22 protein-coding genes are annotated in these 24,619 nt (G+C 71.6%); 17 read left to right on the top strand and 5 right to left on the bottom strand.

The features are described from left to right. The first annotated feature begins 114 nt into the window (after positions 1-114). Entirely contained in the window at positions 115-1,767 is a 1,653-nt protein-coding gene (locus ABZY44_RS18835) for a glycosyl hydrolase family 18 protein (RefSeq protein ID WP_356655224.1), read from the top strand. Positions 1,768-1,904: 137 nt separating this feature from the next. Further along, positions 1,905-3,242, top strand: a complete 1,338-nt coding sequence (locus tag ABZY44_RS18830) for a M14 family metallopeptidase (protein WP_356655134.1) — start codon at positions 1,905-1,907, stop codon at positions 3,240-3,242. 141 nt (positions 3,243-3,383) lie between these two features. Here ABZY44_RS18830 and ABZY44_RS18825 read toward each other — a convergent pair whose 3' ends face one another. The 3 genes from ABZY44_RS18825 to ABZY44_RS18815 form a co-directional block, all read right to left on the bottom strand. After that, on the bottom strand, positions 3,384-5,276 hold the full coding sequence (locus tag ABZY44_RS18825; RefSeq protein WP_356655132.1) for a serine/threonine-protein kinase: 1,893 nt from the start codon (positions 5,274-5,276) through the stop codon (positions 3,384-3,386). Positions 5,277-5,513: 237 nt separating this feature from the next. Then, entirely contained in the window at positions 5,514-5,924 is a 411-nt protein-coding gene (locus ABZY44_RS18820) for a RidA family protein (RefSeq protein WP_356655130.1), read from the bottom strand. Continuing rightward, positions 5,921-6,685 (bottom strand): IclR family transcriptional regulator, encoded by a 765-nt coding sequence (locus tag ABZY44_RS18815; RefSeq protein WP_356655128.1) that lies wholly within the window; start codon positions 6,683-6,685, stop codon positions 5,921-5,923. The genes ABZY44_RS18820 and ABZY44_RS18815 overlap by 4 nt, the downstream gene beginning before the upstream one ends. Positions 6,686-6,849: 164 nt before the next feature. On the opposite strand from ABZY44_RS18815, the gene ABZY44_RS18810 reads away from it, so the two are divergent. From ABZY44_RS18810 to ABZY44_RS18765, 10 genes are all read left to right on the top strand, one after another. After that, positions 6,850-8,151, top strand: coding sequence for an amino acid deaminase (locus ABZY44_RS18810; RefSeq protein ID WP_356655126.1), 1,302 nt, complete (start codon positions 6,850-6,852; stop codon positions 8,149-8,151). A 3-nt stretch (positions 8,152-8,154) separates the two neighbouring features. Then, positions 8,155-9,726, top strand: coding sequence for a D-aminoacylase (locus tag ABZY44_RS18805; RefSeq protein WP_356655124.1), 1,572 nt, complete (start codon positions 8,155-8,157; stop codon positions 9,724-9,726). 61 nt (positions 9,727-9,787) lie between these two features. Then, positions 9,788-10,798 (top strand): YdcF family protein, encoded by a 1,011-nt coding sequence (locus ABZY44_RS18800; RefSeq protein ID WP_356655122.1) that lies wholly within the window; start codon positions 9,788-9,790, stop codon positions 10,796-10,798. A gap of 147 nt (positions 10,799-10,945) precedes the next feature. Then, positions 10,946-11,131 carry a hypothetical protein gene (locus ABZY44_RS18795; protein ID WP_328300521.1) on the top strand — a complete coding sequence of 62 codons (186 nt, stop codon included), beginning with the start codon at positions 10,946-10,948 and terminating at the stop codon, positions 11,129-11,131. Between the two features lie 149 nt (positions 11,132-11,280). Further along, complete coding sequence (locus tag ABZY44_RS18790) at positions 11,281-11,811, top strand: nitroreductase/quinone reductase family protein (protein WP_356655120.1); 531 nt, start codon at positions 11,281-11,283, stop codon at positions 11,809-11,811. A gap of 87 nt (positions 11,812-11,898) precedes the next feature. Continuing rightward, complete coding sequence (locus tag ABZY44_RS18785; protein WP_356655118.1) at positions 11,899-12,597, top strand: beta-glucanase; 699 nt, start codon at positions 11,899-11,901, stop codon at positions 12,595-12,597. 365 nt (positions 12,598-12,962) lie between these two features. Continuing rightward, on the top strand, positions 12,963-14,174 hold the full coding sequence (locus ABZY44_RS18780; RefSeq protein ID WP_356655222.1) for a PTS transporter subunit EIIC: 1,212 nt from the start codon (positions 12,963-12,965) through the stop codon (positions 14,172-14,174). Between the two features lie 170 nt (positions 14,175-14,344). Continuing rightward, entirely contained in the window at positions 14,345-14,638 is a 294-nt protein-coding gene (locus tag ABZY44_RS18775) for a hypothetical protein (protein WP_356655116.1), read from the top strand. A gap of 204 nt (positions 14,639-14,842) precedes the next feature. After that, positions 14,843-16,054 (top strand): pyridoxal phosphate-dependent aminotransferase, encoded by a 1,212-nt coding sequence (locus ABZY44_RS18770; RefSeq protein ID WP_356655114.1) that lies wholly within the window; start codon positions 14,843-14,845, stop codon positions 16,052-16,054. Positions 16,055-16,161: 107 nt separating this feature from the next. Then, positions 16,162-16,554: a hypothetical protein gene (locus ABZY44_RS18765; protein WP_356655112.1), complete on the top strand. Its 393-nt coding sequence runs from the start codon at positions 16,162-16,164 to the stop codon at positions 16,552-16,554. Positions 16,555-16,614: 60 nt separating this feature from the next. Here ABZY44_RS18765 and ABZY44_RS18760 read toward each other — a convergent pair whose 3' ends face one another. Continuing rightward, on the bottom strand, positions 16,615-17,046 hold the full coding sequence (locus ABZY44_RS18760; protein ID WP_356655110.1) for a hypothetical protein: 432 nt from the start codon (positions 17,044-17,046) through the stop codon (positions 16,615-16,617). 143 nt (positions 17,047-17,189) lie between these two features. Between ABZY44_RS18760 and ABZY44_RS18755 the strand changes: the two genes are divergently transcribed. From ABZY44_RS18755 to ABZY44_RS18740, 4 genes are read left to right on the top strand one after another with little or no spacing between them, the layout of a single operon-like run. Then, on the top strand, positions 17,190-18,269 hold the full coding sequence (locus tag ABZY44_RS18755; protein WP_356655108.1) for a substrate-binding domain-containing protein: 1,080 nt from the start codon (positions 17,190-17,192) through the stop codon (positions 18,267-18,269). Positions 18,270-18,282: 13 nt separating this feature from the next. Beyond that, on the top strand, positions 18,283-19,464 hold the full coding sequence (locus ABZY44_RS18750) for a toxic anion resistance protein (RefSeq protein WP_356655106.1): 1,182 nt from the start codon (positions 18,283-18,285) through the stop codon (positions 19,462-19,464). Beyond that, positions 19,461-21,095, top strand: a complete 1,635-nt coding sequence (locus ABZY44_RS18745; RefSeq protein WP_356655104.1) for a VWA domain-containing protein — start codon at positions 19,461-19,463, stop codon at positions 21,093-21,095. The genes ABZY44_RS18750 and ABZY44_RS18745 overlap by 4 nt, the downstream gene beginning before the upstream one ends. Continuing rightward, positions 21,082-21,699: a hypothetical protein gene (locus ABZY44_RS18740; protein WP_356655102.1), complete on the top strand. Its 618-nt coding sequence runs from the start codon at positions 21,082-21,084 to the stop codon at positions 21,697-21,699. The genes ABZY44_RS18745 and ABZY44_RS18740 overlap by 14 nt, the downstream gene beginning before the upstream one ends. A 63-nt stretch (positions 21,700-21,762) precedes the next feature. On the opposite strand, the gene ABZY44_RS18735 is transcribed toward ABZY44_RS18740, so the two are convergent. Continuing rightward, entirely contained in the window at positions 21,763-23,622 is a 1,860-nt protein-coding gene (locus tag ABZY44_RS18735) for a phosphoenolpyruvate carboxykinase (GTP) (protein ID WP_356655100.1), read from the bottom strand. Positions 23,623-23,841: 219 nt separating this feature from the next. Between ABZY44_RS18735 and ABZY44_RS18730 the strand changes: the two genes are divergently transcribed. Further along, complete coding sequence (locus tag ABZY44_RS18730) at positions 23,842-24,528, top strand: hemolysin III family protein (RefSeq protein ID WP_356655098.1); 687 nt, start codon at positions 23,842-23,844, stop codon at positions 24,526-24,528. Positions 24,529-24,619 lie beyond the last annotated feature (91 nt).

Below are 24,619 nucleotides of genomic sequence, written 5' to 3'. Positions count from 1 at the left end.
AACTTGTCCGCAGGGCACCCCACTTGCCCCCGACGCGTCCCTCACATCCCCTCTCCCCCCACCGGAGCCCACGTGAACCGCATCCGCTCCCTCGTCGTCCCGCTCGCCGTCACCCTGGCCGCCGGCGGCCTCACCACCCTCGCCACGGGCACCGCCCAGGCCGCCGACGTCAACGTCGTCCGCAACGCGGGCTTCGAGTCCGGCCTCTCCCACTGGACGTGCACCTCAGGCAGCGGCGCCGTAGTCGCCTCCCCCGTCTACGCGGGGGCCGCCGCCCTGAAGGCCACCCCGGCGGGCCAGGACAACGCCCGGTGCAGCCAGACCGTCACGGTCAAGCCGAATTCGACGTACACGCTCAGCGAGCAGGTCAACGGCTCGTACGTGTACCTCGGCGCGACCGGGACCGGCACCCAGGACGTCTCCACCTGGACGCCGGGCACCGGCGGCGGCTTCCAGAAGCTGTCCACCACCTTCACCACCGGTCCGAGCACCACCCAGGTCACCGTCTACACCCACGGCTGGTACGGCCAGCCGGGCTTCACCGTCGACGAGTTCAGCGTCTTCGGTCCCGACGGCGGCGGTGGCACCGATCCCGCCCCGACGCTTCCGGGCGCCCCGTCCGGCACCGCCGTTTCCGGCCAGAGCGCGAGCGGGCTCACCCTTTCGTGGAACGCGGTCGGCGGAGCGGCCGGCTATCACGTGTATCAGGACGGCGTCCGCGTCAAGACGGTGACGGGCACCTCCTCGCAGATCACCGGGCTCGCCCCGTCCACCTCGTACGCCTTCCAGGTGAGCGCGTACAACGCGGCGGGCGAGGGCGCCAAGGCCGCGTCCGTCACCGGGACCACCACCAGCGGCGGGGGCGGCAACCCGAACCCGTCGGTGCCCAGGCACGCGCTGACCGGCTACTGGCAGAACTTCGACAACGGCGCGACCGTCCAGAGGATCTCCGACGTGTCCGCGCAGTACGACATCATCGCCGTCTCCTTCGCCGACGCCACCGCCACGCCCGGCGCCATCGCCTTCAACCTCGACTCGGCCGGCCTCGGCGGCTACACCGTCGCCCAGTTCAAGGCGGACGTCGCCGCGAAGAAGGCGGCCGGCAAGTCCGTCATCCTCTCCATCGGCGGCGAGAAGGGCACCATCTCGGTGGGCGACTCGGCGTCCGCGAACAACCTCGCGAACTCCGCGTACGCGCTGATGCAGGAGTACGGCTTCAGCGGGGTCGACATCGACCTGGAGAACGGCCTCAACCCGACCTACATGACGCAGGCGCTGCACGCGCTCGCGGCGAAGGCCGGCCCCTCCTTCGTCCTCACCATGGCCCCGCAGACCATCGACATGCAGTCGACCCAGGGCGGCTACTTCAAGACGGCTCTCGCCGTGAAGGACATCCTGACCGTCGTCAACATGCAGTACTACAACAGCGGCTCGATGAACGGCTGCGACGGCAACGTCTACTCCCAGGGATCGGTGGACTTCCTCACCGCGCTGGCCTGCATCCAGCTCGAGGGCGGCCTCGACCCCTCGCAGGTGGGCATCGGCGTCCCGGCGTCCCCGAGCGGCGCGGGCAGCGGCTACGTCTCGCCGGCCATCGTGAACAACGCGCTGGACTGCCTGACCAAGGGCACGGGCTGCGGCAGCTTCAAGCCCTCGAAGGCCTACCCCTCGCTGCGCGGCGCGATGACCTGGTCGACCAACTGGGACGCCAAGGCGGGTAGCGCTTGGTCCAATGCGGTGGGTCCCAAGGTCCACGGCCTGCCGTAACCGGTAGGTGTGTGGGGTGGCCGCCGGACGGGACCGGCGGCCGATGTGGCCGGATCGCGGTTCTTGACCCGGACATGCCATGAGAGCACGCTGTGCGCGTCCGCACGGCTACCCCACACTCCCACCCAGGAGAACGCATGCGGCTCCACCACCGCCGAAGGGCCGCCGTCACGGCGGCCCTTCTCGCACTCGCGCTCGGCGCGCCCGCCTACGGCATGAGCGCCACGGCATCCCCACCGCCCAGCCCGTCCACCGCCACCCTGGACGAGGCGATCGTCCAGTACGAGATCCAGGGCCCGGCCACGGCGGCCGAGCGCACCGCCCTGCTCCGCACCGGCGCCTCGATCGACGAGGTGGACGCCCGCTCGGTGGTCGTCAGCGCCGACCCCATGCAGGCCTCGAGCCTGCGCGCGCTCGGCTACAAGCTGACCGCCCTGCCCGGCCCGCCGGACCGGTCCGACGGACGCGGGGTCGTCGCCGGGGTGAACGACTTCCCGTCGAAGGACTCGAACTACCACAACTACAGCGAGGCGATCGCGGAGATCAACCAGCGCGTCGCCCAGTACCCCGCGATCATGAGCAAGCAGGTCATCGGGAAGTCGTACCAGGGCCGGGACATCGTCGCCATCAAGATCAGCGACAACGTCGCGACCGACGAGGCCGAGCCCGAGGTGCTCTTCACCCACCACCAGCACGCCCGTGAGCACCTGACCGTCGAGATGGCCCTCTACCTGCTCAAGGAGTGGGGCTCCAAGTACGGGACGGACCCGCGCATCACCGACATGGTCAACGGCCGGGAGCTCTGGATCATCCCGGACCTCAACCCGGACGGCGGCGAGTACGACATCGCGACCGGCTCGTACCGCTCCTGGCGCAAGAACCGGCAGCCGAACTCCGGCTCCTCCTACGTCGGCACGGACCTGAACCGGAACTGGGACTACAAGTGGGGCTGCTGCGGCGGCTCCAGCAGCAGCAAGAGCTCCGAGACCTACCGCGGCGCGGCCGGCGAGTCGGCGCCCGAGGTGAAGGTCGTCGCGGACTTCGTGCGCACCCGCATCGTCGGCGGCAAGCAGCAGATCAAGGCGGCCATCGACTTCCACACGTACAGCGAACTGGTGCTCTGGCCGTTCGGCTGGACGTACAACGACACGGCTCCCGGACTGACCGCCGACGACCTGGCCGCGTACAAGAAGATCGGCACCAGCATGGCGGCCAGCAACGGCTACACGCCGGAGCAGTCGAGCGACCTGTACATCACGGACGGGACGATCGACGACTGGCTGTGGGGCAATCAGAAGATCTTCGCCTACACCTTCGAGATGTACCCGACGGACTCGGGAAGCAGCGGCTTCTACCCGCCGGACGAGGTCATCGACCGCGAGACCTCGCGCAACAAGGACGCGGTGCTGCAACTGCTGGAGAACGCGGACTGCATGTACCGCTCGATCGGCAAGGAAGCGCAGTACTGCGCCTAGCGGCCGTCCGGTGAACCGGGGCGCCCCACCGCCAGGGGGGCGCCCCTTCGCGCGCACCGGACCGCGCCGGATCCGCACCGGACCCGGGCCCGGCCCCGCCCCGCACGGCCCGGCCCGGCTCGGCCCGGCTCGGCTCGGCGGCTAGTCCTTCTTCGCCTCGTCGGCATTGCGCCAGACCGTGAGGTCGAGCTTGATGTACGTGCTCGACTCCTTCGAACCGGACTTGCCGCGGTAGGTCGCCACCGCGATGTGGCCGGCCTTGCTCAGCACGCAGATCTGCGATCCGTCCGTGAGCTCGCCCAGGCCGACCTTCTCGGTGAAGCGGGTCACCGCGCGGCAGGTCTCCAGCGAGCCCTTCTCCGAGTTCTTCAGCAGGACCAGCTTGCCGTTCGCGCTGCCGACCTTCTCGTCCCCGAACAGGGTGTCCCGGTAGTAGTAGAGGTCCGCGTGCCCGTACATCACGCCGGCGCCGCTCGGCTCCTCGGCCGGGCGCGGCGGGTTGTCCACCAGCTTCAGCTCGTGGTTCTGCGGCACGTCGATGCCCTGGTACGAGACCGGCTGCGGTTCGGCCGGCTTCTGGCCGCCGCCCGCCGAGGCGCCGGCGCCGGCCGAACTGCCGCCGGACGCCTTGGAGTCGCCGGTCTTGTCCTTCCCGTCCCCCAGGAGGTTGCCGATCACCGCGAGCCCGACGACCACGGCCACGACGGACCCGGCGACGATCAGCCCCGTCCGCTTGCGGCGGGGCGGCCGCGGCGGCGCGAACCCGGGGGCGTGGAAGCCCGGCGGCGTGCTGTGGCCGGGCGCGTACGTGGGCTGCGTGTGCTGGGGCTGCGGATACGGGTGCTGCGGGTACGGGTACTGCGGATACGGGGACTGCGCCGACGGAGGCTGCGTGTACGGGGGCGGCGTCCGGTAGCCGGGCGGCACCGACCCCGGGGCGGGCTGCGCCGGAGCGGCCTGCGTCGGCGCGGCGGCCACGCCGGCCGGCGTGTACGGGGATCCGGCGGTGGGACCGGCGGGCGGGTTCGGGGCCGTCGGCTGCGGGGAGAACTCGGTCGGGGTCGGAGGCGTGCTCGGGGCCGGCGGCGCCGCGGTGGGCGGCTGCGGCGGAGGAGTGGGGGCCGGGGCGGGCAGCTGGAGCCGCTCGGTGATGGAGCCGGTGACCGCCCGCGGCAGCCAGTCCTCGCCCTGGCGCAGCGGTTCGTCCGAGGCCTCGTTGCACAGCTCGATGATCTCGGTCAGGGTCGGCCGGTCGGCCGGGTCGCGGCTCAGGCAGCGGGTCACCACGGGCCGCAGCTCCTCGGGCAGCCCGCTGAGATCGGGGTCCTCGTGGACGATCCGGTAGAGCACCGCGTGCGAGGGGCCGTCGCCGTAGACGGACGCCCCGATCGCGGCGAAGGCCGCGATCTGGCCGAGCGCGAAGACGTCGGTGGCCGGGGTGACCGTGCCGGCCGACGCCTGTTCGGGCGCCATGAACGCCGGGGTGCCGATGCTGACGCCGGTGTTGGTCAGGGCGGTGCTGTCGGCCGCGCGGGCGATGCCGAAGTCGATGACGCGCGGGCCGTCCGAGGCGAGGAGGACGTTGGCGGGCTTGAGGTCCCGGTGGACGATGCCCGCCCCGTGGATCACGTGGAGGGCCTCGGCGACGCCGACGATCAGCAACAGCACGCTGCGCGGGGGCAGTCCGCCGTGCAGGGACACGGCGTGCGCGAGCGAGGGGCCGGGCACGTAGGCGGTGGCCAGCCATGGCTGGGAGCCCTCGGTGTCCGAGTCGATGACCGGTGCCGTGTAGAGGCCCTGGACCCGCTGCGCGGCCCGCACCTCCTGCTGGAAGCGCCGCCGGAACTCGGGGTCCTCGCCGAACTCGGCCCGGATCACCTTGATGGCGATGGGCCGGCCGCCCGGCGTGTAGGAGAGGTACACCTTGCCCATGCCGCCCGCGCCCAGGACGGCCGCCAGACGGTAGCCGCCGACGACGGCCGGGTCCTCCGCCTTGAGCGGTTGGAAGAACTCGGCCGAAGGTGTCTTGCCCATAGGAACCATCCCCCTGCTAGTGCCGCGTCAGGCAACGTTTGGACGCCGCGGCAGGGCGAACGTTGCCTGACGCGGCACCAGCGGCGATTCAGCTCCTGCCGACGCCCGAAGTCAACGGCGAGGGTACCCAATGTCCGCCGGGTGCGGCGCAGTCCGTCGTGAGCGGCGCAGCCCGTCGGGTGCGGCGCACCGCGGCCGGAGGCGGCGCCCGGAGCGCGGGCGCCGCCTCCCCCGCCGCTATCCGAGGACCGCGAGGGCGTCGATCTCGACGAGCAGGCCGGCCGGGAGCCCCACGTACACGGTGGTCCGGGCGGCCGGGGCCTCCTTCAGGCCCTGCTCCTCGAAGTAGCTGTTGTAGATGCCGTTCATCTCGGCGAAGTGGCCGGTGTCGGTGAGGTAGACACGGATCATCATCACGTCGTCCCAGCTCGCGCCGCCCGCCTCCAGGACGGAGCGGACGTTCTCCAGCGTCTGGAGCGTCTGCTCGCGCAGCGCGGGGCCGGCGGGGGTGGGCGGCTGTCCGTCCACGTGCGGGAGGAAGCCGACCTGGCCGGCGACCTGGAGGATGTTGCCCTTGCGCACGCCGTGCGAGAACCTCGCGGGCGGCGCGGTGTGGGTGTCGGGGGTGATGGCGGTCTTCTCGGTCATGACCGGTCTTCCTGTGCGGGGCCCGAGCCTGAGTACTCACGGCCGATGGCGTCGGCGGTCCGCCGGACGAGGGGGAGCAGTTCGAGCAGTTCCTCGGCGGGGGCGACCACGCCGGGAGCGGAGACGGACATCGCGGCGACGACCCGCCCGTCGGGGCCCCTGACGGGCGCGGCGAGGCAGTTCAGGGCCTCTTCGTGGCCCCCGAGGTCGGTGGCCCAGCCCTGTGCGCGGACGCGTTCCAGTTCGCGGAGGTAGGCGGCGGCGTCGGGGGTGGAGCGGGGGGTGTACGCCGGGTACTCGATGCGGTGCGCGAGGGCGCTGCGCTCCGCCTCCGGCAGGTCGGCGATCAGCAGCTTGGCCACGGCGGCGACGGTCAGCGGCACGGGCCGGCCGATGCGGGAGTACATCCGCACCGGGTAGCGGCTGTCCACCTTGTCGATGTAGACGACCTCGTCGTCCTGGTGGAGGGCGAGGTGCACCGTGTGGCCGGTGGTGCGGTTGAGTTCCACGAGGTGCGGGTGGGCGATGTCCCGGACGTCGAGGTTCTCCAGGGACTCCGCGGCCAGCGCGAAGAGGGAGGCCCCGAGCCGGTAGCGGCCGTCGCCCTGCCGGTAGACGAAGCCGTGCTCCTGGAGGGTGCGCAGCAGTCGCAGGGCGGTGCTCTTGTGCACGGCGAGCACCTCGGCGACCTCGCCGAGCCCGGCCGGTCCCCCGGCCAGGGCGGGCAGGATCCGCAGTGCCCGTTCCACCGACTGGCTCACCCGGTGTCCCTCCGTGCGGCGCGGGCCCCGTTGACCCGCCGTCATGCGGGATGTTAGACAGCATGCAGCGGCACACGCAACGACCGTTGCAGTGGACGCAACACAGATACGGCTCACCCGCGGTGCGCGCACCGCGCACTCGCGACGCCCCGGGAGGCACGCACATGCCCAGCGACCCCGTCCAGGCCCTCGCCCGGGAACCGGTCGACCACCGGTTCAAGGGACTTCCGCCGGACGCCGAGCGGGCGGGCCTCACGGTCGGGCAGCTCGCCGGTGAGCGGCGGGACCTCTACACCGGCGGGTTCACCACGCCCGTCCTGACGCTGGACGCCGACGCGCTGAGCCACAACCTCGCCGCCCTCGAGACGTACGCGCGGGCCCACGGCCTCGCCTTCGCCCCGCACGGCAAGACCTGCATGGCGCCGCAGCTGTTCCGGCGTCAGCTCGCCCACGGCGCCTGGGGGATCACGGCCGCCGTGCCCCATCAGGCCCGCGTCTACCGCGCCTTCGGCATCCAGCGCATCTTCCTCGCCAACGAGCTCGTCGACGCCGCCGCCCTGCGCTGGGTCGCCGCCGAACTCGCCGCCGACCCCGGCTTCCGGTTCGTCTGCTACGTCGACTCGGTGCGCGGGGTCGAGCTGATGGACCGTGCGCTGCGGGGGCAGCCGGCGGTCGTGGACGTGGTCGTCGAGCTCGGCGCGGGCGAAGGCGCGCGGACGGGGGCCCGCAGCGACGAGGACTGCCGGGCCGTCGCCGACGCCGTGGCGCGGACGCGGACGCTGCGGCTCGTCGGCATCGCCGGGTACGAGGCCGAGGTCCCGGGCGCCGACCCGGAGTCCGTGCACGCGTACCTGCGCCGCCTCACCGGGCTCGCCGTCGAGTTCGACGGGGCCGGGCGGTTCTCCGGCGGCGGGGACGGCGGCGCCGGACCCGACGAGATCGTCGTCAGCGCCGGCGGCTCCGCCTGGTTCGACGCCGTCGCCGACGTCTTCGCCGAGCTCCCCGAGCTGTCGAGGCCCGTCCTCAAGCTGCTGCGCTCGGGCGCGTACGTCTCCCACGACCACGGCTGGTACACCCGCCTGACCCCCTTCAACCGGGTCCCGGAGGAGGGCGGCCTGCGCCCCGCCTTCCGGCTCTGGACGCAGGTCGTCTCCCGCCCCTCCCCCACCCAGGCGTTCGTCAACGCGGGCAAGCGCGACATCGCCTACGACCTCGGGCTCCCCGAGGTCGAGCTGGTCCGCGACCCGGTCGACGGCACCGAGCGTCCCGCCACCGGGTCCGTGCGGGTCACGAAGCTCTCCGACCAGCACGCCTGGCTGGAGACGGACGGCGCCGAGGACCTGAACGTCGGCGACTGGGTGGCGCTCGGCATGTCCCACCCGTGCACGATCTTCGAGAAGTGGCCGCTGATCCCGGTCGTGGAGGCCGACGGCACGGTCACCGACTACGTCCGGACGTTCTTCTAGTCCATGGACCTGGTCATCCGCGGGGCCCGCGTCGTCGACGGCACGGGCGGGCCCTCGTACACCGCCGACATCGGCGTCCACGACGGGCGCATCGCTGAGGTGGGGAGGATCCGCGGCGGCGGGCGGGAGACGCTCGACGCCGACGGCCTGGCCCTCGCCCCCGGCTTCGTCGACATGCACGCCCACAGCGACCTCGCACTGCTCCGCGATCCGGACCACAGCGCGAAGGCCGCCCAGGGCGTGACCCTCGAGGTGCTCGGTCAGGACGGACTGTCCTACGCCCCCGTCGACGACCGGACCTTGGCCGAGGTGCGGGTGGCCGTCGCCGGCTGGAACGGCACGGGCGAGGACATCGACTTCGACTGGCGCACGGTGGGCGGCTACCTGGACCGTCTCGACGCGCGGGGCGCCGCCGTCAACGCCGCCTACCTCGTCCCCCAGGGCACCGTCCGCGCCCTCGCCGTCGGCTGGGGCGACCGTCCCGCCACTCCCGCCGAGCTCGACCGGATGCGCGCGCTCGTCGCGGAGGGCCTCGAGCAGGGCGCCGTGGGCATGTCCTCCGGGCTCACCTACACCCCCGGCATGTACGCGTCCGGTGCGGAACTGACCGAGCTGTGCCGGGTCGTCGCCTCCTACGGCGGCTACTACTGCCCGCACCACCGCTCCTACGGCCGCGGCGCGCTCGCCGCCTACGCCGAGATGGTCGAGCTGACCCGCGAGGCCGGGTGCGCGCTGCACCTCGCGCACGCCACGATGAACTTCGGCGAGAACCGGGGCCGGGCGGGCGAGCTGCTCGCCCTCCTCGACGGGGCCCTGGCCGAGGGCTGCGACATCAGCCTCGACAGCTACCCGTACACCCCCGGATGCACCACGCTCGTCGCCCTCCTTCCCGGCTGGGCCAACGAGGGCGGTCCCGAGGCGGTCCTCGCCCGGCTGCGCGACGACGCCGCGTCCGAGCGGATCCGGTACGCGCTGGAGGTGGAGGGCTCCGACGGCTGTCACGGCGTTCCGGTGGACTGGTCGACGATCGAGATCGCCGGGACCACGGACGCGGCCCACGGGGCGTACGTCGGCACGCGCCTGCGGGACTGGGAGACGGCCCGGCGGCTCCTGCTGGGCGACCGGCTGGGCACGAGCATCCTGCAGCACGTGGGGCACGAGGAGAACGTCCGGACGATCATGCGCCACCCCGTCCACACGGGCGGTTCGGACGGCATCCTGCAGGGCGCGAAACCGCACCCCCGGGCGTACGGCACCTTCCCGCACTACCTCGGACACTACGTGCGCGAGCTGGGCGTCCTCTCGCTGGAGGAGTGCGTCGCGCACCTGTCGGGCCGCCCGGCGGCGCGGCTGCGGCTGCCCGACCGGGGAACCGTCCGGGTGGGCCACCGCGCGGACCTCGTCCTCTTCGATCCGCTGACGGTCGCGGCCGGATCGACGTACGAGCGCCCGCGCGCACTGCCTGCCGGGATCCCGCACGTCCTGATCGACGGACGCTTCGTCATGCGCGACGGGCGCAGGACGGACGTCCTGGCGGGCCGCTCGGTCCGCCGGACCCCGCACGCCGGCCGCTAGCGCCGCGTCAGAGGGAGGCGGTCCTTCCCTCAGGTCCGTGCGGCCCGCCTACGATGAGGGGATGTTCGCCTTCGTCCCCGCCGTTCTCTTCCTCGCCCTCTTCGGCGTGAGCGTGCGGGCGGACCGTCGGCGCTTCCGCAACGCGATCTACCTGGGCCTCACCTTCATCTTCCTGTCGGCGGGCCTGCTCACCCTGGTCCCGGACCTGCCCCACGGACTGGGCACGGCCGTCGTCGCGGTCGTCCTGCTGGTGCCCGCGCTCGGCACGGTCGCCCTCGGCCTCTTCCTGATCGGCAACGGCCTGACCATGGTCCGCAAAGAGGGCCGCAGCCCGGGCACCCTGCTCTCCTTCGCCGCGGGGGCGGGGATCTTCGCCCTGATCGCGTTCGTCCTGACCCTGGGCAGCGGGCGCTCCCGAACGGGGGACGCGGTGGCGGGCGGTGTGGTCCTCCTCGCCGGGTACGTCTCCTTCCTCTTCCTCTGCTTCCTCGCCTACGCCTACCTCTACGGCCGGATCAAGGTGCGCGGCGACGTCGACTACGTGGTGCTGCTGGGCTCCGGACTGATCGGCGGCGACCGGGTCCCGCCGCTGCTCGCCTCGCGGCTGCGCAAGGGCCGGGAGATCCACGACGCCCAGATCGCCCGGGGCGGGCGGGCGCCGCTGCTGCTGGCCTCGGGCGGCAAGGGGAGCGACGAGAAGCTCGCCGAGGCGCGGGCGATGGCCGACTGGCTGATCGCCGAGGGCGTCCCGGAGGAGCACCTGCGGCTGGAGGACCGTTCCCGCACGACGGAGGAGAACCTCGCCTTCAGCCGGGCGGTCATGGAGGCCGGCGACCCCGGCTACCGCTGCGTGGTGGTCACCAACGACTTCCACGCCTTCCGGGCGGCGATGATGGCCCGCAAGGCCGGGGTGAACGGCCAGGTCCTGGGCTCGCCCACGGCGAAGTACTTCTGGCCGAGCGCGACGATCCGGGAGTTCGCGGCGGTGTTCTGGGAGCACAAGATCGCCAACCTCGGCATCTGCGGCTCGATCGTCGCCCTGACGGCCGCGCTGGCGGTCACCACCGGCTGAGGTGGCGCTCCGCCGACGCGGCCCCGCCCGCACGGCGCCTCGGTCGGGCCCCCGCCCGGCCTCGCCGTCGGGGCCTCGCCGTGCCGACGTGCGTTCATGGGGACGCCGCCGCAGGATGGGGCCAGGGGGACACAGCAGGAGGTAGCCATGGACAGTGAATCGGACCAGCAGCCCCAGCGCCCGGCCCACCTCTACACGGGTTCGGAGCGCGCGTACGACCCCGAGGACCTCGTGATGGCACGCGGCCAGGACCCGACTCCGGAACGGGTGGAGAAGGCGCGCAAGCTGATCGAGAAGGAGGGTGCGAAAGCCCTCGAGCGCTACCTCCCGTAGACCCGGATCAGCCCGAGGAGGGGCGGTGCGGGGCCGGCTCCGCACAGCGGCCACCGCCCCGCCCCGACGTGCGCACCGCCCCGTGCGCATCCAGAGTCGATGGACGCTCGTTAGGCCGTGCGGGGGGCCGACCCGAAGGACGACGCACGATGCAGACGAAGACCGGCGCGCCTGCCGGCGCCCAGAGCCCCGCCACCGCCGCGGGCTCCACGACGGCGAGCTCCGCCACCGCCGACGGCCCGGCCGTCGACTGGGACCACCCGGCCGACCCGCCGGCCGGTCCGCGGCTGGCGCACGTGCGCGCCTACGTCGACACCTCCGGCGCCGACGGCCATCTGTGGCGCGGCGTCCCGACCCTGCTGCTGACCACGCTCGACCGGATCTCTGGCCGCGCGGTCCGCACCCCGCTGATCTACGGCAGGGACGGGGCCCGGCACATCGTCCTGGCGACCGCCGCCGACGGCGCGGGGGGCGTCCCCTCCTGGTACCGCGACCTCACCGCCCACCCCGAGGTCCGCGTCCAGGTCGGAGCCCTGACCGCACAGGCCCGCGCGCGCACGGCCACGCCGGCGGAGCGCGAGACGTACTGGGAGTTCATGACCGCCCTCTGGCCGGCGTACGAGGACCACCAGGCCGCAGCCGCTCCCCGGGAGATCCCGCTGGTCATCATCGAGCGCTGACCCGCCCGCGCTAGCCCAGAGTCGCCGCACGATCGCTAAGAGTGAGCTTTCGGGTGTGCGGCGCTTCCTGGCGGGCACATCACAGTCATGGCCTCGGACATGCTCGACCGGCTGCGGCACCTGGTACGCCCGCGCCGCACCCCCGTCTTCACCGCCGACTTCACCTCTCCCACCCAGTGGATCGCAGGCCGCTCGTGGGCCTATCCCGACGGCGGCCCGGTCAACCCGGGCGACAACAAGCTGGACCACCTCGTCACCGATCCCGCCTACAGCCGCGGCGGGGTCTTCCGGGCGACGCCGCGCCCCGACGGCGACTGGGACAGCGGGCTGCTCACCACGGAGGGCAGCGACGAGGGCTTCATGCTGCGCACCGGCGACGTGCTGGAGGCCCGGGTGAAACTCCCGGTGCAGCGGGGAGCCTGGCCGGCCATCTGGACCTGGCGGGACGGCGGTCAGGAGATCGACGTCTTCGAGTACCACCCCGACAACCCGGACCTGCTGGAACTCTCCAACCACGTCCGGGAGGCGCACCGCTACTACCGCGACCCGGCGATCCGGCCCGGCGGGTGGCTCGACCTGAAGGTCGAGTTCGGGAGGAGTTCGGTCGTCTGGTGGGTCAACGGCGCCCGCGTCTTCAGCGACGGCAGGGGTGTGGGCCGCGGCTGGTCCGCGTACATCATCGTCAACCTCTCGGTCTCCGCGGGCAGGTACCACCCCTCGCCGGAGCCCGAGGTCACGGAGCTGTCCTTCGAGGTCGCGCAGCTGCGCGTGTACCGGACGCGCTGAGCGCCGCTCCGGGGCCGCGGCGCGGACCCCGGAGCTACTCGAAGTCGCGGACCGTGACGGGCACGCCCCTCGGTCACGCCCCCGCACGGTATCCGGGCCCTCCGGCAACGACGGAAGGCTCGTGCCGCGGGGGCCTTCCGTCCCCACCCTCCGGGCCGTTGGTCCACAGCTTGTCCGCCGGTCCGTTTATGGGCTTTTAATCGTGTTACAACTGAAGAATGCGCTTCAAATGGCGCATTTTCCTTCGCTGTTGCCCAGCCCACACAAGCGCTGCCCTGCCCCGGCAACACACCCGTTTCCCAGGAGCGAGCAACGTGAGCAAAGCCGAGCAGACGGCCCCGTCTGCCAAGAAGAACTCCGCCGCGATGGCGGTCATGCAGCGCCTGGGCCGCAGCCTGATGCTTCCCATCGCCGTACTGCCGGCCGCCGCACTGCTGATGCGCTTCGGCCAGGGCGACATGCTCGGAAGCGAGTCCCTGCCGTCCTGGTGCAACAAGATAGCCACGTACATGGCCGCCGGCGGCGACGCGATCTTCGCCAATCTGGCGATGCTCTTCGCCGTGGGCATCGCGGTCGGCTACGCGAAGAAGGCCGACGGCTCCACCGGCCTCGCGGCCGTCGCGGGCTACCTGGTCTTCGCCAACGTGCTGGGCACCTTCACCGACGGCAGCGTGCCGAAGATCGAGAAGGTCGTCGACCACCAGGTGGTCCTGGTCGAGGCGCCCGTCAACGCCGGCGTGCTCGGCGGTGTCGTGATGGGCATCGTCGTCGCCCTGCTGTTCCAGAAGTTCTACCGGACCAAACTGCCGGACTGGGCCGGCTTCTTCGGCGGCCGCCGCCTCGTCCCGATCCTGTCCTCCCTGGCGGGTCTGGTCATCGGTATCGTCATGGGCCTGATCTGGCCGGTGCTCGGCAGGGGCATCCACGGCTTCGGCGAGTGGCTGGTCAACTCCGGTTCCGTCGGCGCGGGCATCTTCGGCGTCGCCAACCGCGCGCTGATCCCCGTCGGCATGCACCACCTCCTGAACTCCTTCCCGTGGTTCCAGGCGGGCGAGTTCGACGGCAAGCACGGTGACATCGCCCGCTTCCTCGCCGGCGACCCGAGCGCCGGACAGTTCATGACCGGCTTCTTCCCGATCATGATGTTCGCCCTTCCGGCGGCCTGCCTCGCGATCGTCCACTGCGCCCGCCCCGAGCGCCGCAAGGTCGTCGGCGGCATGATGTTCTCCCTCGCGCTCACCGCCTTCGTCACGGGCATCACGGAGCCGATCGAGTTCACCTTCATGTTCATCGCCCCGGTCCTCTACGCCATCCACGCGGTCCTGACCGGCGTCTCGATGGCCCTCACGTGGGCACTCGGGATGAAGGACGGCTTCGGCTTCTCGGCCGGCGCCATCGACTTCTTCCTCAACCTCGGCATCGCGTCCAACCCGTGGGGCCTGGCCGGCATCGGCCTGTGCTTCGCCGCGGTGTACTACACCGTCTTCCGCTTCGCGATCACCAGGTGGAACCTCCCCACCCCGGGCCGCGAGTCCGACGAGGAGCTCGCCGAGATCCAGAAGGCCGAGGCGAAGTGACCGCGCCCGCGCCGTCGGACCGGGCGTCAGCCGGATGACGATCCATCGGCACCTCGGACGACCGGACGCCGCAGGCCGTGGGCTCCGGGTGCGCACGGCCTGCGGCGCGGTCTCGCGGTCGATCGGGGCGGCCTGAGCCCCCGCCGCACACATCCGAATCGCATGGTCGAGTGATCTGCATCGCGCGCAATCAAAGGGCCATCCCGTCGATAGCGACGGGACTCGCCCTCGTCATGTCGGCCTCCGCCCTGTACAGGGCGGAGGCCGCTGTCGCTGCCGACGGGAACCCACCCCAGGGCGCGGCGCGCCAAGGCTCCACACCCACCACCGCGGCGGACGCCCTGCTGCGCACGCGCACGCCGCGGGAATCCTCCCGCGCGTGGGCGGGCGGCTACGCCGCCGCGGTGTGCGCCCTCGTCGTCGGCACGCTCGTCTCCGGGGCCACGACGTATCTCGGGGCCTGACGGCTCAGTGACGCGCGCAACACCCCGGCCGGGGGCCAAGGGCGGGGGCCACTCATTCCGCAGGCCGGAGCAGCATGGCGGCACCCGTTTCCAAGGATCCGCGCCACCCTCACCCCCGCATCGCGCGAAACGGTACATATCGCGCGTCGTGCCCCGAGCCCAAATAGCTCGGCGCGCCCGCACCGGGCCCCGTAAGCTCCCGTCATGCAGGTGATCCAGTCAACGAAACTCGCCAATGTCTGCTACGAGATCCGCGGGCCCGTGCTCGAAGAGGCCATGCGGCTCGAAGCGGCAGGTCATCGCATCCTCAAGCTCAACACCGGCAACCCCGCGGCCTTCGGCTTCGACTGCCCGCCGGAGATCCTTGAGGACATGCTCCGCAACCTGGGCAACGCCCACGGGTACGGGGACGCGAAGGGGCTGCTGTCCGCACGCCGCGCGGTGATGCAGCACTACCAGACCAAGGGCATCGACCTGGACGTCGAGGACATCTACCTCGGCAACGGGGTCTCCGAGCTGATCCAGATGTCCATGCAGGCACTGCTCGACGACGGCGACGAGGTGCTCGTCCCGGCGCCGGACTACCCGCTGTGGACGGCCTCCGTCAGCCTGGCCGGCGGCACCGCCGTGCACTACCGCTGTGACGAGCAGTCCGACTGGATGCCGGACCTCGCCGACATCGAGCGCAAGGTCACCGACCGCACCCGCGCGATCGTGATCATCAACCCGAACAACCCGACCGGCGCCGTCTACGACGACGAGATGCTGCGCGGGCTGACGGACATCGCCCGCCGCCACAACCTGATCGTGTGCTCGGACGAGATCTACGACCGGATCCTCTACGACGGCACCACGCACACGAACACCGCCGCGATCGCCCCGGACCTCCTGACCCTCACCTTCAACGGCCTCTCCAAGAACTACCGCGTCGCCGGCTTCCGGGCCGGCTGGATGGCGGTCTGCGGGCCCAAGAAGAACGCGTCCTCCTACATCGAGGGCCTGACGATCCTGGCGAACATGCGGCTCTGCGCCAACATGCCCTCGCAGCACGCGATCGCGACCGCCCTCGGCGGCCGGCAGTCGATCGTCGACCTGGTCCTGCCGGGCGGCCGGCTGCTCGAGCAGCGCGACACGGCGTACGACCTGCTCACGCGGATCCCCGGCATCACCTGCGTGAAGCCCAAGGGCGCCCTGTACCTCTTCCCGAAGCTGGACCCGTCCGTCTACAAGATCAAGGACGACCGGCAGATGGTCCTCGACCTGCTGCGCGAGGAAAAGATCATGGTCGTCCACGGCACGGGCTTCAATTGGCCCGAGCCGGACCACTTCCGGATCGTGACCCTGCCCAACGCCAAGGACCTGGGCGACGCCGTGACGCGCATCGGGAACTTCCTCGAGGGCTACGGCCAGCCCTAGTGGCGCCATGACCGGAAAGGTCCGCCGGGGAAGCACGACAGGATCCAGCTCAACTTTAGAACGAATCCAATGTAGGATGGTCTCCTGACCCCGCAGGAGGCCCTCTCATGTACGAGCCGATCCGCACCAAGCCGGTCGATCCCCGCATGGACGGCCGCCGCAGCGACTACCCGCGCAGCAGCCGCTCCGAAGCGCTGGACATCCAGCTCGGCGGTCACCTCGCCGCCCTGCTCGCCGTCACCGACGAGCTCGGCCTCGAAGCGGCCGCCGCGGGCATCGCCGCCCAGGTGGCACGTCTGCGCGGAGCGCAGCCGACCCGCGCGCCCCGCTCCCCCGGCCACGACGCCGAGGCCGTCGCCGCCCTGCACCAGCAGGCCCACGACCTCGCCGCCCGTGCGCTGCTCGTCGCCGCCTCCCGCGCCGACACGACCGTCGCCATCCTCGCCGCCGAGCGCATGAACGCCCACAGCGCCGCGCTCGAGCTCGTCGGCGCCCACTGACGGCCCCGGTCCGGGGCCGCTGAGGCTCCGGACCGGGCGCCCTTGCCCCGCGCGGTCCCGCTACGGCGCCGAGGCCGCCGCCGGGTCGAACTCCGCCGCCGCGACACCGCACCACGGGACCTGGGCCGGCGGCCACACGGGACCCACCGCCTCACCGTGCTCGGTGGCCCCGGGCAGCACCCCCGGCACCTTGACCAGCACCTGCGCGCCGCGGTCGCCGGGCTCCGGATGCGCCTGCGCCCGGAACTCCACGGTCACCACGTAGGCGCCGCCGTACGGGAAGCGGTTCACCGCCTCGACCGAGGCCGTCACCCGCCGGCTCGCGGGATCGATTCGGCAGTCCGTGATCCGTACGTCCTGCGCCGCCGCGGAGGCCGGGCGCGGCGCCGGGGCGTCCCCCGCCCACACGTACAGCCCCAGCGGGGCGAACACCAGCAGCCCCGCCACGCACACCAGGGAGACCAGCCAGCCCTGCCACTTCAACGCGCTCACGCCCATGGCACGATCCTCCCGGCCGCCCGCCCCGCCCACCAGCACCCACGGGCCCACACAGCATTTCGAAGTGGGACCGCCTGGTCACTCCCCGTTCACCCGACCCGGCGCGGAATGTGGGTTTCCGCGAGCACTCTGCACCCGTGAGACGCATCCTAGGAATCGCCCTGGCGGTCCTCCTGATCGGCGGCGTGGCAGCCGTCATCGCGCTCGGAGGACAGAAGCCGGAGGGCACGGCAACGAAGACCGTGCACGGCGTCATCGGTTCGGAGAAATCCGAGTTCTTCCGCGACCCCGACGTCGTCAAGGCCCTGAAGGACAAGGGCTACATCGTGAAGACGGAGACCTCGGGCTCCTGGGCGATGGACCAGCTCGCCCTCGAGGAGTTCGACTTCGCCTTCCCCGGCAGCAGCGAACCCGCCACGGAGATCGAGACGGCCGCCGGACTGAAGGGCGCCCAGACCAGCAAGCCCTTCTTCTCCCCGCTCGTCGTCGTCGCCCGCGCCAACGCGGCCAAGGTCCTCACCGACCACGGGCTCGCGGAGACGACCGGCAAGAACTCCGGCACGCTCCTCCTCGGCCCGTACCTGAAGGCCGTGGACGGACAGAAGAGCTGGCAGGAGCTCCAGGGCGGCACCAGCGCCTACACCGAGCTGAACGGCACGGTGTTCATCCGGACCACCGATCCGGCCACCTCCAACTCGGGCGCGCTCTTCCTCGCCACGACCTCGAACGTCGCCAACCACTCCACCGTCGTCTCCGACGACGCGGGGATCGAGCGCACCGCGCCCCTGATGCGCAAGCTGATCTCCGTCCAGGGCGCCATGCCGCAGTCCACCGACGACCCCTTCCGGGCCTTCCTCAGCGGCAGCGGCGAACCGCTCATCCTGGCCTACGAGTCCCAGGTGGCCAGCCTGCTCCTGCAGAAGCAGGCTCCGGGCGACATGGTGGTCCTCTACCCGGACACCACCGTCAACTCCCCGCACACCTACGTGCCGATCAGTGAGAACGCCAAGGGCCTCGGCGCCCTCCTGGTCTCCGACCCGGCCCTGCGCGCGCTGGAGATCCGCCACGGGTTCCGGCCCCAGGAGGGGCTCGCGGAGTTCACCGCCGCGACCGCGCCCTACACCGCCTACCTCAATCCGGGGCTGACCGGCATCCGCCAGGTCGGCGCCCCGACCGTCACGAACCTGATGGCGCTGGCCGCGCGCGCCAAGGGCTAGGGGGACACAGACCATGACACCGACACCGCCCGAAGAGGGCCCGCTCGTCCTCACCGCTCCCGAGCCCGTCGCCCCCGTCAAGCGGGAGCAGGCCTCCGGCCTCGTACCGCTCCAGGACGGGGTGCGCGACGAGATGACCCGGCGGGCCGGGGACTACGTCGGCTCGCTGGCCGGCATCGACAGCCGCTCCCCCGAGTTCGCGCACCGCATCGGGGAGATCGCGGGCCTCGGCTCCGCCGACATCCGCAGCGCCGCCCAGCAGTCCAACCGGATGCTGGACCGGGCCGTACGCTCCCTCGGCGCCGACGGTGGCGGCGACGCCCAGGCCCGGGTGGCGAACTCGCTGGTCGAACTGCGGCGCACCGTGAGCGACTTGGATCCGAGCGACTCGCCGGCCAAGGGGATCGGCAGGCTCATCGCGAAGCTGCCCGGCGGGAACAGGCTCCGCGACCACGTGGCCAAGTACGCCTCCTCCCAGGCGGCCCTCCACCGGATCGTCGGCGCCCTGCGCGGCGGCCAGGACGAGCTGCGCCGCGACAACGCGGCCCTGCACACCGAGCGGGCCCGGCTGTGGGAGACCATGGGCAAGCTCCAGGAGTACGCGGTGCTCACCGAGGCCCTAGACGCGGCCGTGGAGGAACGGATCGCCGCCCAGCCCGATCCCGGGCAGGCCGACGCGCTGCGCGTGGACGTGCTGTTCCCGGTCCGTCAGAAGCACCAGGACCTGCTGACCCAACTGGCCGTCTGCGCGCAGGGCTACCTGGCGATGGACGTGGTCCGGCGCAACAACGACGAGCTGATCAAGGGCGTGGAGCGGGCCGCGACCACCACGGTGTCCGCGCTGCGGATCGCGGTGATGCTGGCTTCGGCGCTCGACAGCCAGCAGAAGGTGATCGAGCAGGTCAACACCCTGCGCGACACCACCGAGGACCTCATCCGGGGCAACGCGCAGATGCTGTCCACGCAGAGCGGGGAGATCCAGCGGATCGCCGCCGATCCTGCGGTGGGGGCCGAAACCCTGCGCACGGCCTTCGCACAGATCTACAAGACCCTCGACGCCATCGACACCTTCACGGTGCGGGCGACGGAGAACATGGCGGCCACCGTGGAGTCCCTGACCGGCGAGCTCCGGACCGCCTCGGCCCACCTGGCGCGCACCCGCACCGCGAACGCCCTGGAAGGCGGGGCCCGATGAACGGCATCGGCGTCCGCGGCGCCGTGCTGCGCAGAAGGCTCGCCGCCGCGGTGGCCCTGGTCGCGGCCCTGCTCGGGACGGCCGCCTGCACCTCCGACGGCCGCCCGGGCGGCGGCCCCGGCACGCCGAAGCAGTCGGTGTACCAGGAGGGCACGCTGCGGGTGCTGGCCTCCAGCGAGCTCTCCGACATGGACGAGGTGCTGAAGGCGGCGAAGACAGCCACCGGGGTGAGCGTGGAGCTGACCGCGTCCGGCACCTTGGACGCGGTCGAGCAGATCGCCTCGGGCAAGGCGGACGGGAAGTACGACGCGGTCTGGCTCTCCTCCAACGACTATCTGCGGCTGCGGCCCGAGGCGGCGGGCAAGCTGTCGAGCGAGACCCCGGTGATGTCCTCGCCGGTCGCCATCGGCGTGAAGCCGCAGGCGCTGGCCCGGCTCGGGTGGAAGCCCGAGGAGGTCACCTGGTCGGCCGTCCATCAGGCGGTGGCCGCGGGGAAGCTGACGTACGGGATGACCGACCCGGTGCGCTCGCACTCCGGTTTCTCCGCGCTGGTCTCGGTCGCCTCGGGGCTCTCGGGGGCGCAGGCGGCGCTGACCGACGCGGACGTGGCGAAGGCGCGGCCGATGCTGAAGGAGTTCTTCACCGGGCAGAAGCTGACGTCGGGTTCCTCGGGCTGGCTGGCGACGGCGTACGCGAGGCGCGGGGACGTGGACGCGCTGGTGAACTACGAGTCGGTGCTGCTGTCCATGAACCGGGACGCGAAGACGGACCTGACGGTGATCCGGCCGGTCGACGGCGTGGTCACCGCCCACTACCCGCTGACCCTGCTGACCTCGGCCCCGGCCGGGGCCCGCGCGTCGGGCCGGACGCTGACCGACTATCTGAGCGGAGCCGAGGCCCAGAAGGCGATCACCGAGAAGACCTTCCGCCGGCCGGTGGCGGCCGGGGTGACGCCGGCGGCCGGCCTGAGCGCGGACAAGCGGCGCGAGCTGCCCTTCCCCGGCACCCGGTCCGTGGCGGACGGCCTGCTGGCCTCCTACGAGAACGAGCTGCGCCGGCCCTCGCGCACGGTGTACGTGCTGGACACCTCGGGCTCGATGGGCGAGGACGACCGCATCGGGCGGCTGAAGAGCGCGCTCACCGAGCTGACGGGGACGGGGACTTCGGGGACGGGCCGGCGTTTCCGGGACCGCGAGGAGGTGACGCTCCTGCCCTTCGGCGACAAGGTGAAGGAGGTACTGACCCACGTGGTGGAGCCGGGCAATCCGGGCCCGGCCCTGGATGCCCTCCGGGGTGACGTGAAGGCGCTGGAGCCGGACGGGGGCACGGCCGTGTACGGCAGCCTGAAGGCGGCGTACCAGCACCTCGGGCAGGGGGGCGCGGACGCCTTCACCTCGATCGTGCTGATGACGGACGGGGAGAGCGGCGACCGGGTGAAGGAATTCGACACCTTCTACGCGGGGCTGCCGGAGGCGCAGAGGCACACGCCGGTCTTCGCGGTGCTCTTCGGGGACTCGGACCGAAAGGAGCTCGGCCACATCACCGAACTGACCGGGGGACGCCTCTTCGACGCCACCGACGGCAACGGTTCGCTGGACGGCGCCTTCGAGGAGATCCGTGGCTACCAGTAGGGCGGCCGGGCGGGCACTGGACTTCCTGGAGTCGGGGAAGAATCTGGCGGGCAGCGCCTGCGGGCTGGTCGGCGTGGGCCTGACCCTGACCGGGGTGGCCGGCGCGTACTGGCCCGCGGTGGTCGCCGGGCTGTACGCGGCGGGGGCGCTCGTCGCCCCGCCCGAGCGGGTGGCGCCGCCGGTGCCGCCGGAACCGGAGGAGGAGCTGCGCTTCGTACGGCAGGACTTCGCGCGGCTGCGGGAGTACGTGGCCGAGGTGGACCTGCCCGGGGAGCCGGCCGGGATCCTGGCCGGGCTGCTGGAGCTGTACGCGGGGATGCTGGAGCCGGGCTGGGTGGCCGGCGTCCTGGCCACCGAGCCGGAGGCCGTGCACGCGCTGACCCGGGCGATCCGCACGGACGTGCCCGAGTGCGTGGACACCTACCACCGGACCCGCTGGTGGACCCGGCTCGCACCGGGCGGTGAGGCGCCGGAACGCCACCTGGTGCGGCAGCTGTCGCTGCTGCACGAGGAGGCGGAACGACTGACGGCGGACCTCCGTGAAACAGAGGTCCGCCGTCAGCAGACGCATACGACCTATTTGGAAGGTCGCAGGGAATCCTAGGTCGGAACATCCCGCGTCGTCCTACGGCCGGGGACAGCCGGCCGCCGGTTCATGGGGGCGAGGTCAGCCCAGGCGCTGCACCAGTGCCTCGTACTGGTCCCACAGCTCCTTGGGAGTGTGGTCGCCGTAGGTGTTGAGGTGGGCGGGGACCAGCGAGGCCTCGTCGCGCCAGACCTCCTTGTCGACCGTGAGCAGGAACTCCAGGTCGGCGGTCGGCAGGTCCAGGCCGTCGGTGTCCAGGGACGCGACGGTCGGCAGGATGCCGATGGGGGTTTCGACTCCCTCGGCGGAGCCGTCGAGGCGCCCGACGATCCACTTCAGGACACGGCTGTTCTCGCCGAAGCCCGGCCATACGAACTTGCCCGCGTCGTTCTTGCGGAACCAGTTCACGTAGTAGATCTTCGGGAGCTTGGACTGGTCCTTGCCCTTGGCCACGTCGATCCAGTGGCCCATGTAGTCGCCCATGTTGTAGCCGCAGAACGGCAGCATGGCGAAGGGGTCGCGGCGCAGCTCGCCGACCTTGCCCTCGGCGGCGGCGGTCTTCTCGGACGCGATGTTCGAGCCGATGAAGACGCCGTGGTTCCAGTCGAAGGACTCGGTGACCAGCGGGACGGCGGAAGCGCGGCGGCCGCCGAAGAGGATCGCGGAGATCGGGACGCCCTTGGGGTCCTCCCACTCGGCGGCGATCGTCGGGCACTGGGAGGCCGGGACGGCGAAGCGGGCGTTGGGGTGGGCCGCCGGGCTGTATCCATCCGCTGTCCGGGCGGACTCCGGGGTCCAGGCGTTGCCCTTCCAGTCGATCAGCCGGGCGGGCGCCTCTTCGGTCATGCCCTCCCACCAGACGTCGGAGCCGTCCGGGGTGAGCGCGACGTTGGTGAAGACGGTGTTGGCGTACATCGTCTTCATGGCGTTGGCGTTGGTGTGCTCGCCGGTGCCGGGCGCGACGCCGAAGAAGCCGGCCTCGGGGTTGATCGCGTACAGGCGACCGTCCTCGCCGAAGCGCATCCAGGCGATGTCGTCGCCGACCGTCTCGACCGTCCAGCCGGGGACGGTGGGCTCCAGCATGGCCAGGTTCGTCTTGCCGCAGGCGCTCGGGAACGCGGCGGCGATGTACTTGGCCTCGCCCTGCGGCGGGGTGAGCTTGAGGATCAGCATGTGCTCGGCGAGCCAGCCCTCGTCGCGGGCCATGACGGACGCGATGCGCAGGGCGTAGCACTTCTTGCCGAGCAGGGCGTTGCCGCCGTAGCCCGATCCGTAGGACCAGATCTCGCGGGTCTCCGGGAAGTGCGAGATGTACTTGGTGGTGTTGCACGGCCACGGCACGTCGGCCTCGCCCTCGGCGAGCGGAGCGCCGAGGGTGTGGACGGCCTTGACGAAGAACCCGTCGGTGCCGAGCTCGTCGAGGACGGCCTTGCCCATGCGGGTCATGGTGCGCATGGCGACCGCGACGTAGGCGGAGTCGGTGATCTCGACGCCGATCGCGGAGAGCTCGGAGCCGAGGGGGCCCATGCAGAAGGGGACGACGTACATCGTGCGGCCCTTCATGGAGCCGCGGAAGATGCCGCCCTCCTCGCCCTTTCCGGCGAAGAGCTCCTTCATCTCGGAAGGGGCCTTCCAGTGGTTGGTCGGGCCCGCGTCCTCCTCCTTCTCGGAGCAGATGAAGGTCCGGTCCTCGACGCGCGCGACGTCGGAGGGGTCGGAGGCCGCGTAGTACGAGTTCGGGCGCTTGGCCGGGTCCAGCTTCTTGAAGGTGCCCTTGGAGACGAGCTCCTCGCAGAGGGCCTCGTACTCGGCCTCGGAACCGTCACACCAGACGATGCGGTCCGGCTGAGTGAGGGCTGCGATGTCACCGACCCAGGAGACGAGCTCCTGATGGTTGGTGGGGACGTCGGAAGTGGTGCCAGCCGCGATGTCGCGCGCCACGATCGCTCCTTGTTGAGGGTTTGATGGGTGTTTGCCCCGTGGGGGCCGCGACCCGGACGCTTCGCGCTCCGCTCATCCGGTGTCGACTGCACTCATCTGATCATCCGGTGCGTGTGCGCATATGTCCAGAGGGCTTCTCACGTGAGCATCGCCACTCCGGTCAATCTTCCGTAAAGCGCACCAACGGAAACCTACGCACCCGTAGGTAGCATGGTCGTCATGACTTCTGACGCTGCTGCCGTGGCCGCTCCGGTGGTCGAACCGGCAGATCCGGAGGCCAAGCCGCTCATGCGCGGCTGGCTGCACACCGGCATGTTCCCCGCCGTGGTGATCGCCGGCATCGTCCTCATGGCCTTCACCGACTCGACCCGGGCCCGCGTGGCGTGCGGGGTGTACATCCTCACGGCCTGCCTCCTCTTCGGCGTCAGCGCCGTCTACCACCGCGGCACGTGGGGCCCGCGCGGCGAAGCCGTGCTGCGCCGGCTCGACCACGCGAACATCTTCCTGATCATCGCGGGCACCTACACCCCGCTCACCGTGCTGCTCCTGCCGCCCTCCAGCGGGCGGACCCTGCTGTGGGCGGTCTGGATCGCGGCCGCGGCCGGCATCGCCTTCCGCGTCTTCTGGGTCGGCGCCCCGCGCTGGCTGTACACGCCCTGCTACATCGCCATGGGCTGGGCGGCGGTCTTCTTCCTCCCCGACTTCCTGCGGACCGGGGGGATCACCGTCCTGGTGCTCGTCGTCGTCGGCGGCCTCCTCTACAGCGCGGGCGGCGTCATCTACGGCATGAAGCGCCCGAACCCCTCGCCGCGCTTCTTCGGCTTCCACGAGGTCTTCCACTCGCTGACGCTCGCCGCGTTCGTGGCGCACTACGTCGGCATCTCGATCGCCGCGTACCAGCACTAGTGTTCTGAGTCGGGAATTCTGTTCAGATAGCTGGCGAGGCGTTCGAGGATCTCGTCTGCGGTCTTGGTCCAGATGTAGGGCTTGGGGTCGG

The sequence above is a fragment of the Streptomyces sp. NPDC006544 genome (assembly GCF_040611715.1).
Lineage (GTDB): Bacteria > Actinomycetota > Actinomycetes > Streptomycetales > Streptomycetaceae > Streptomyces.
This window is presented reverse-complemented; position numbering and strand designations above follow the sequence as displayed.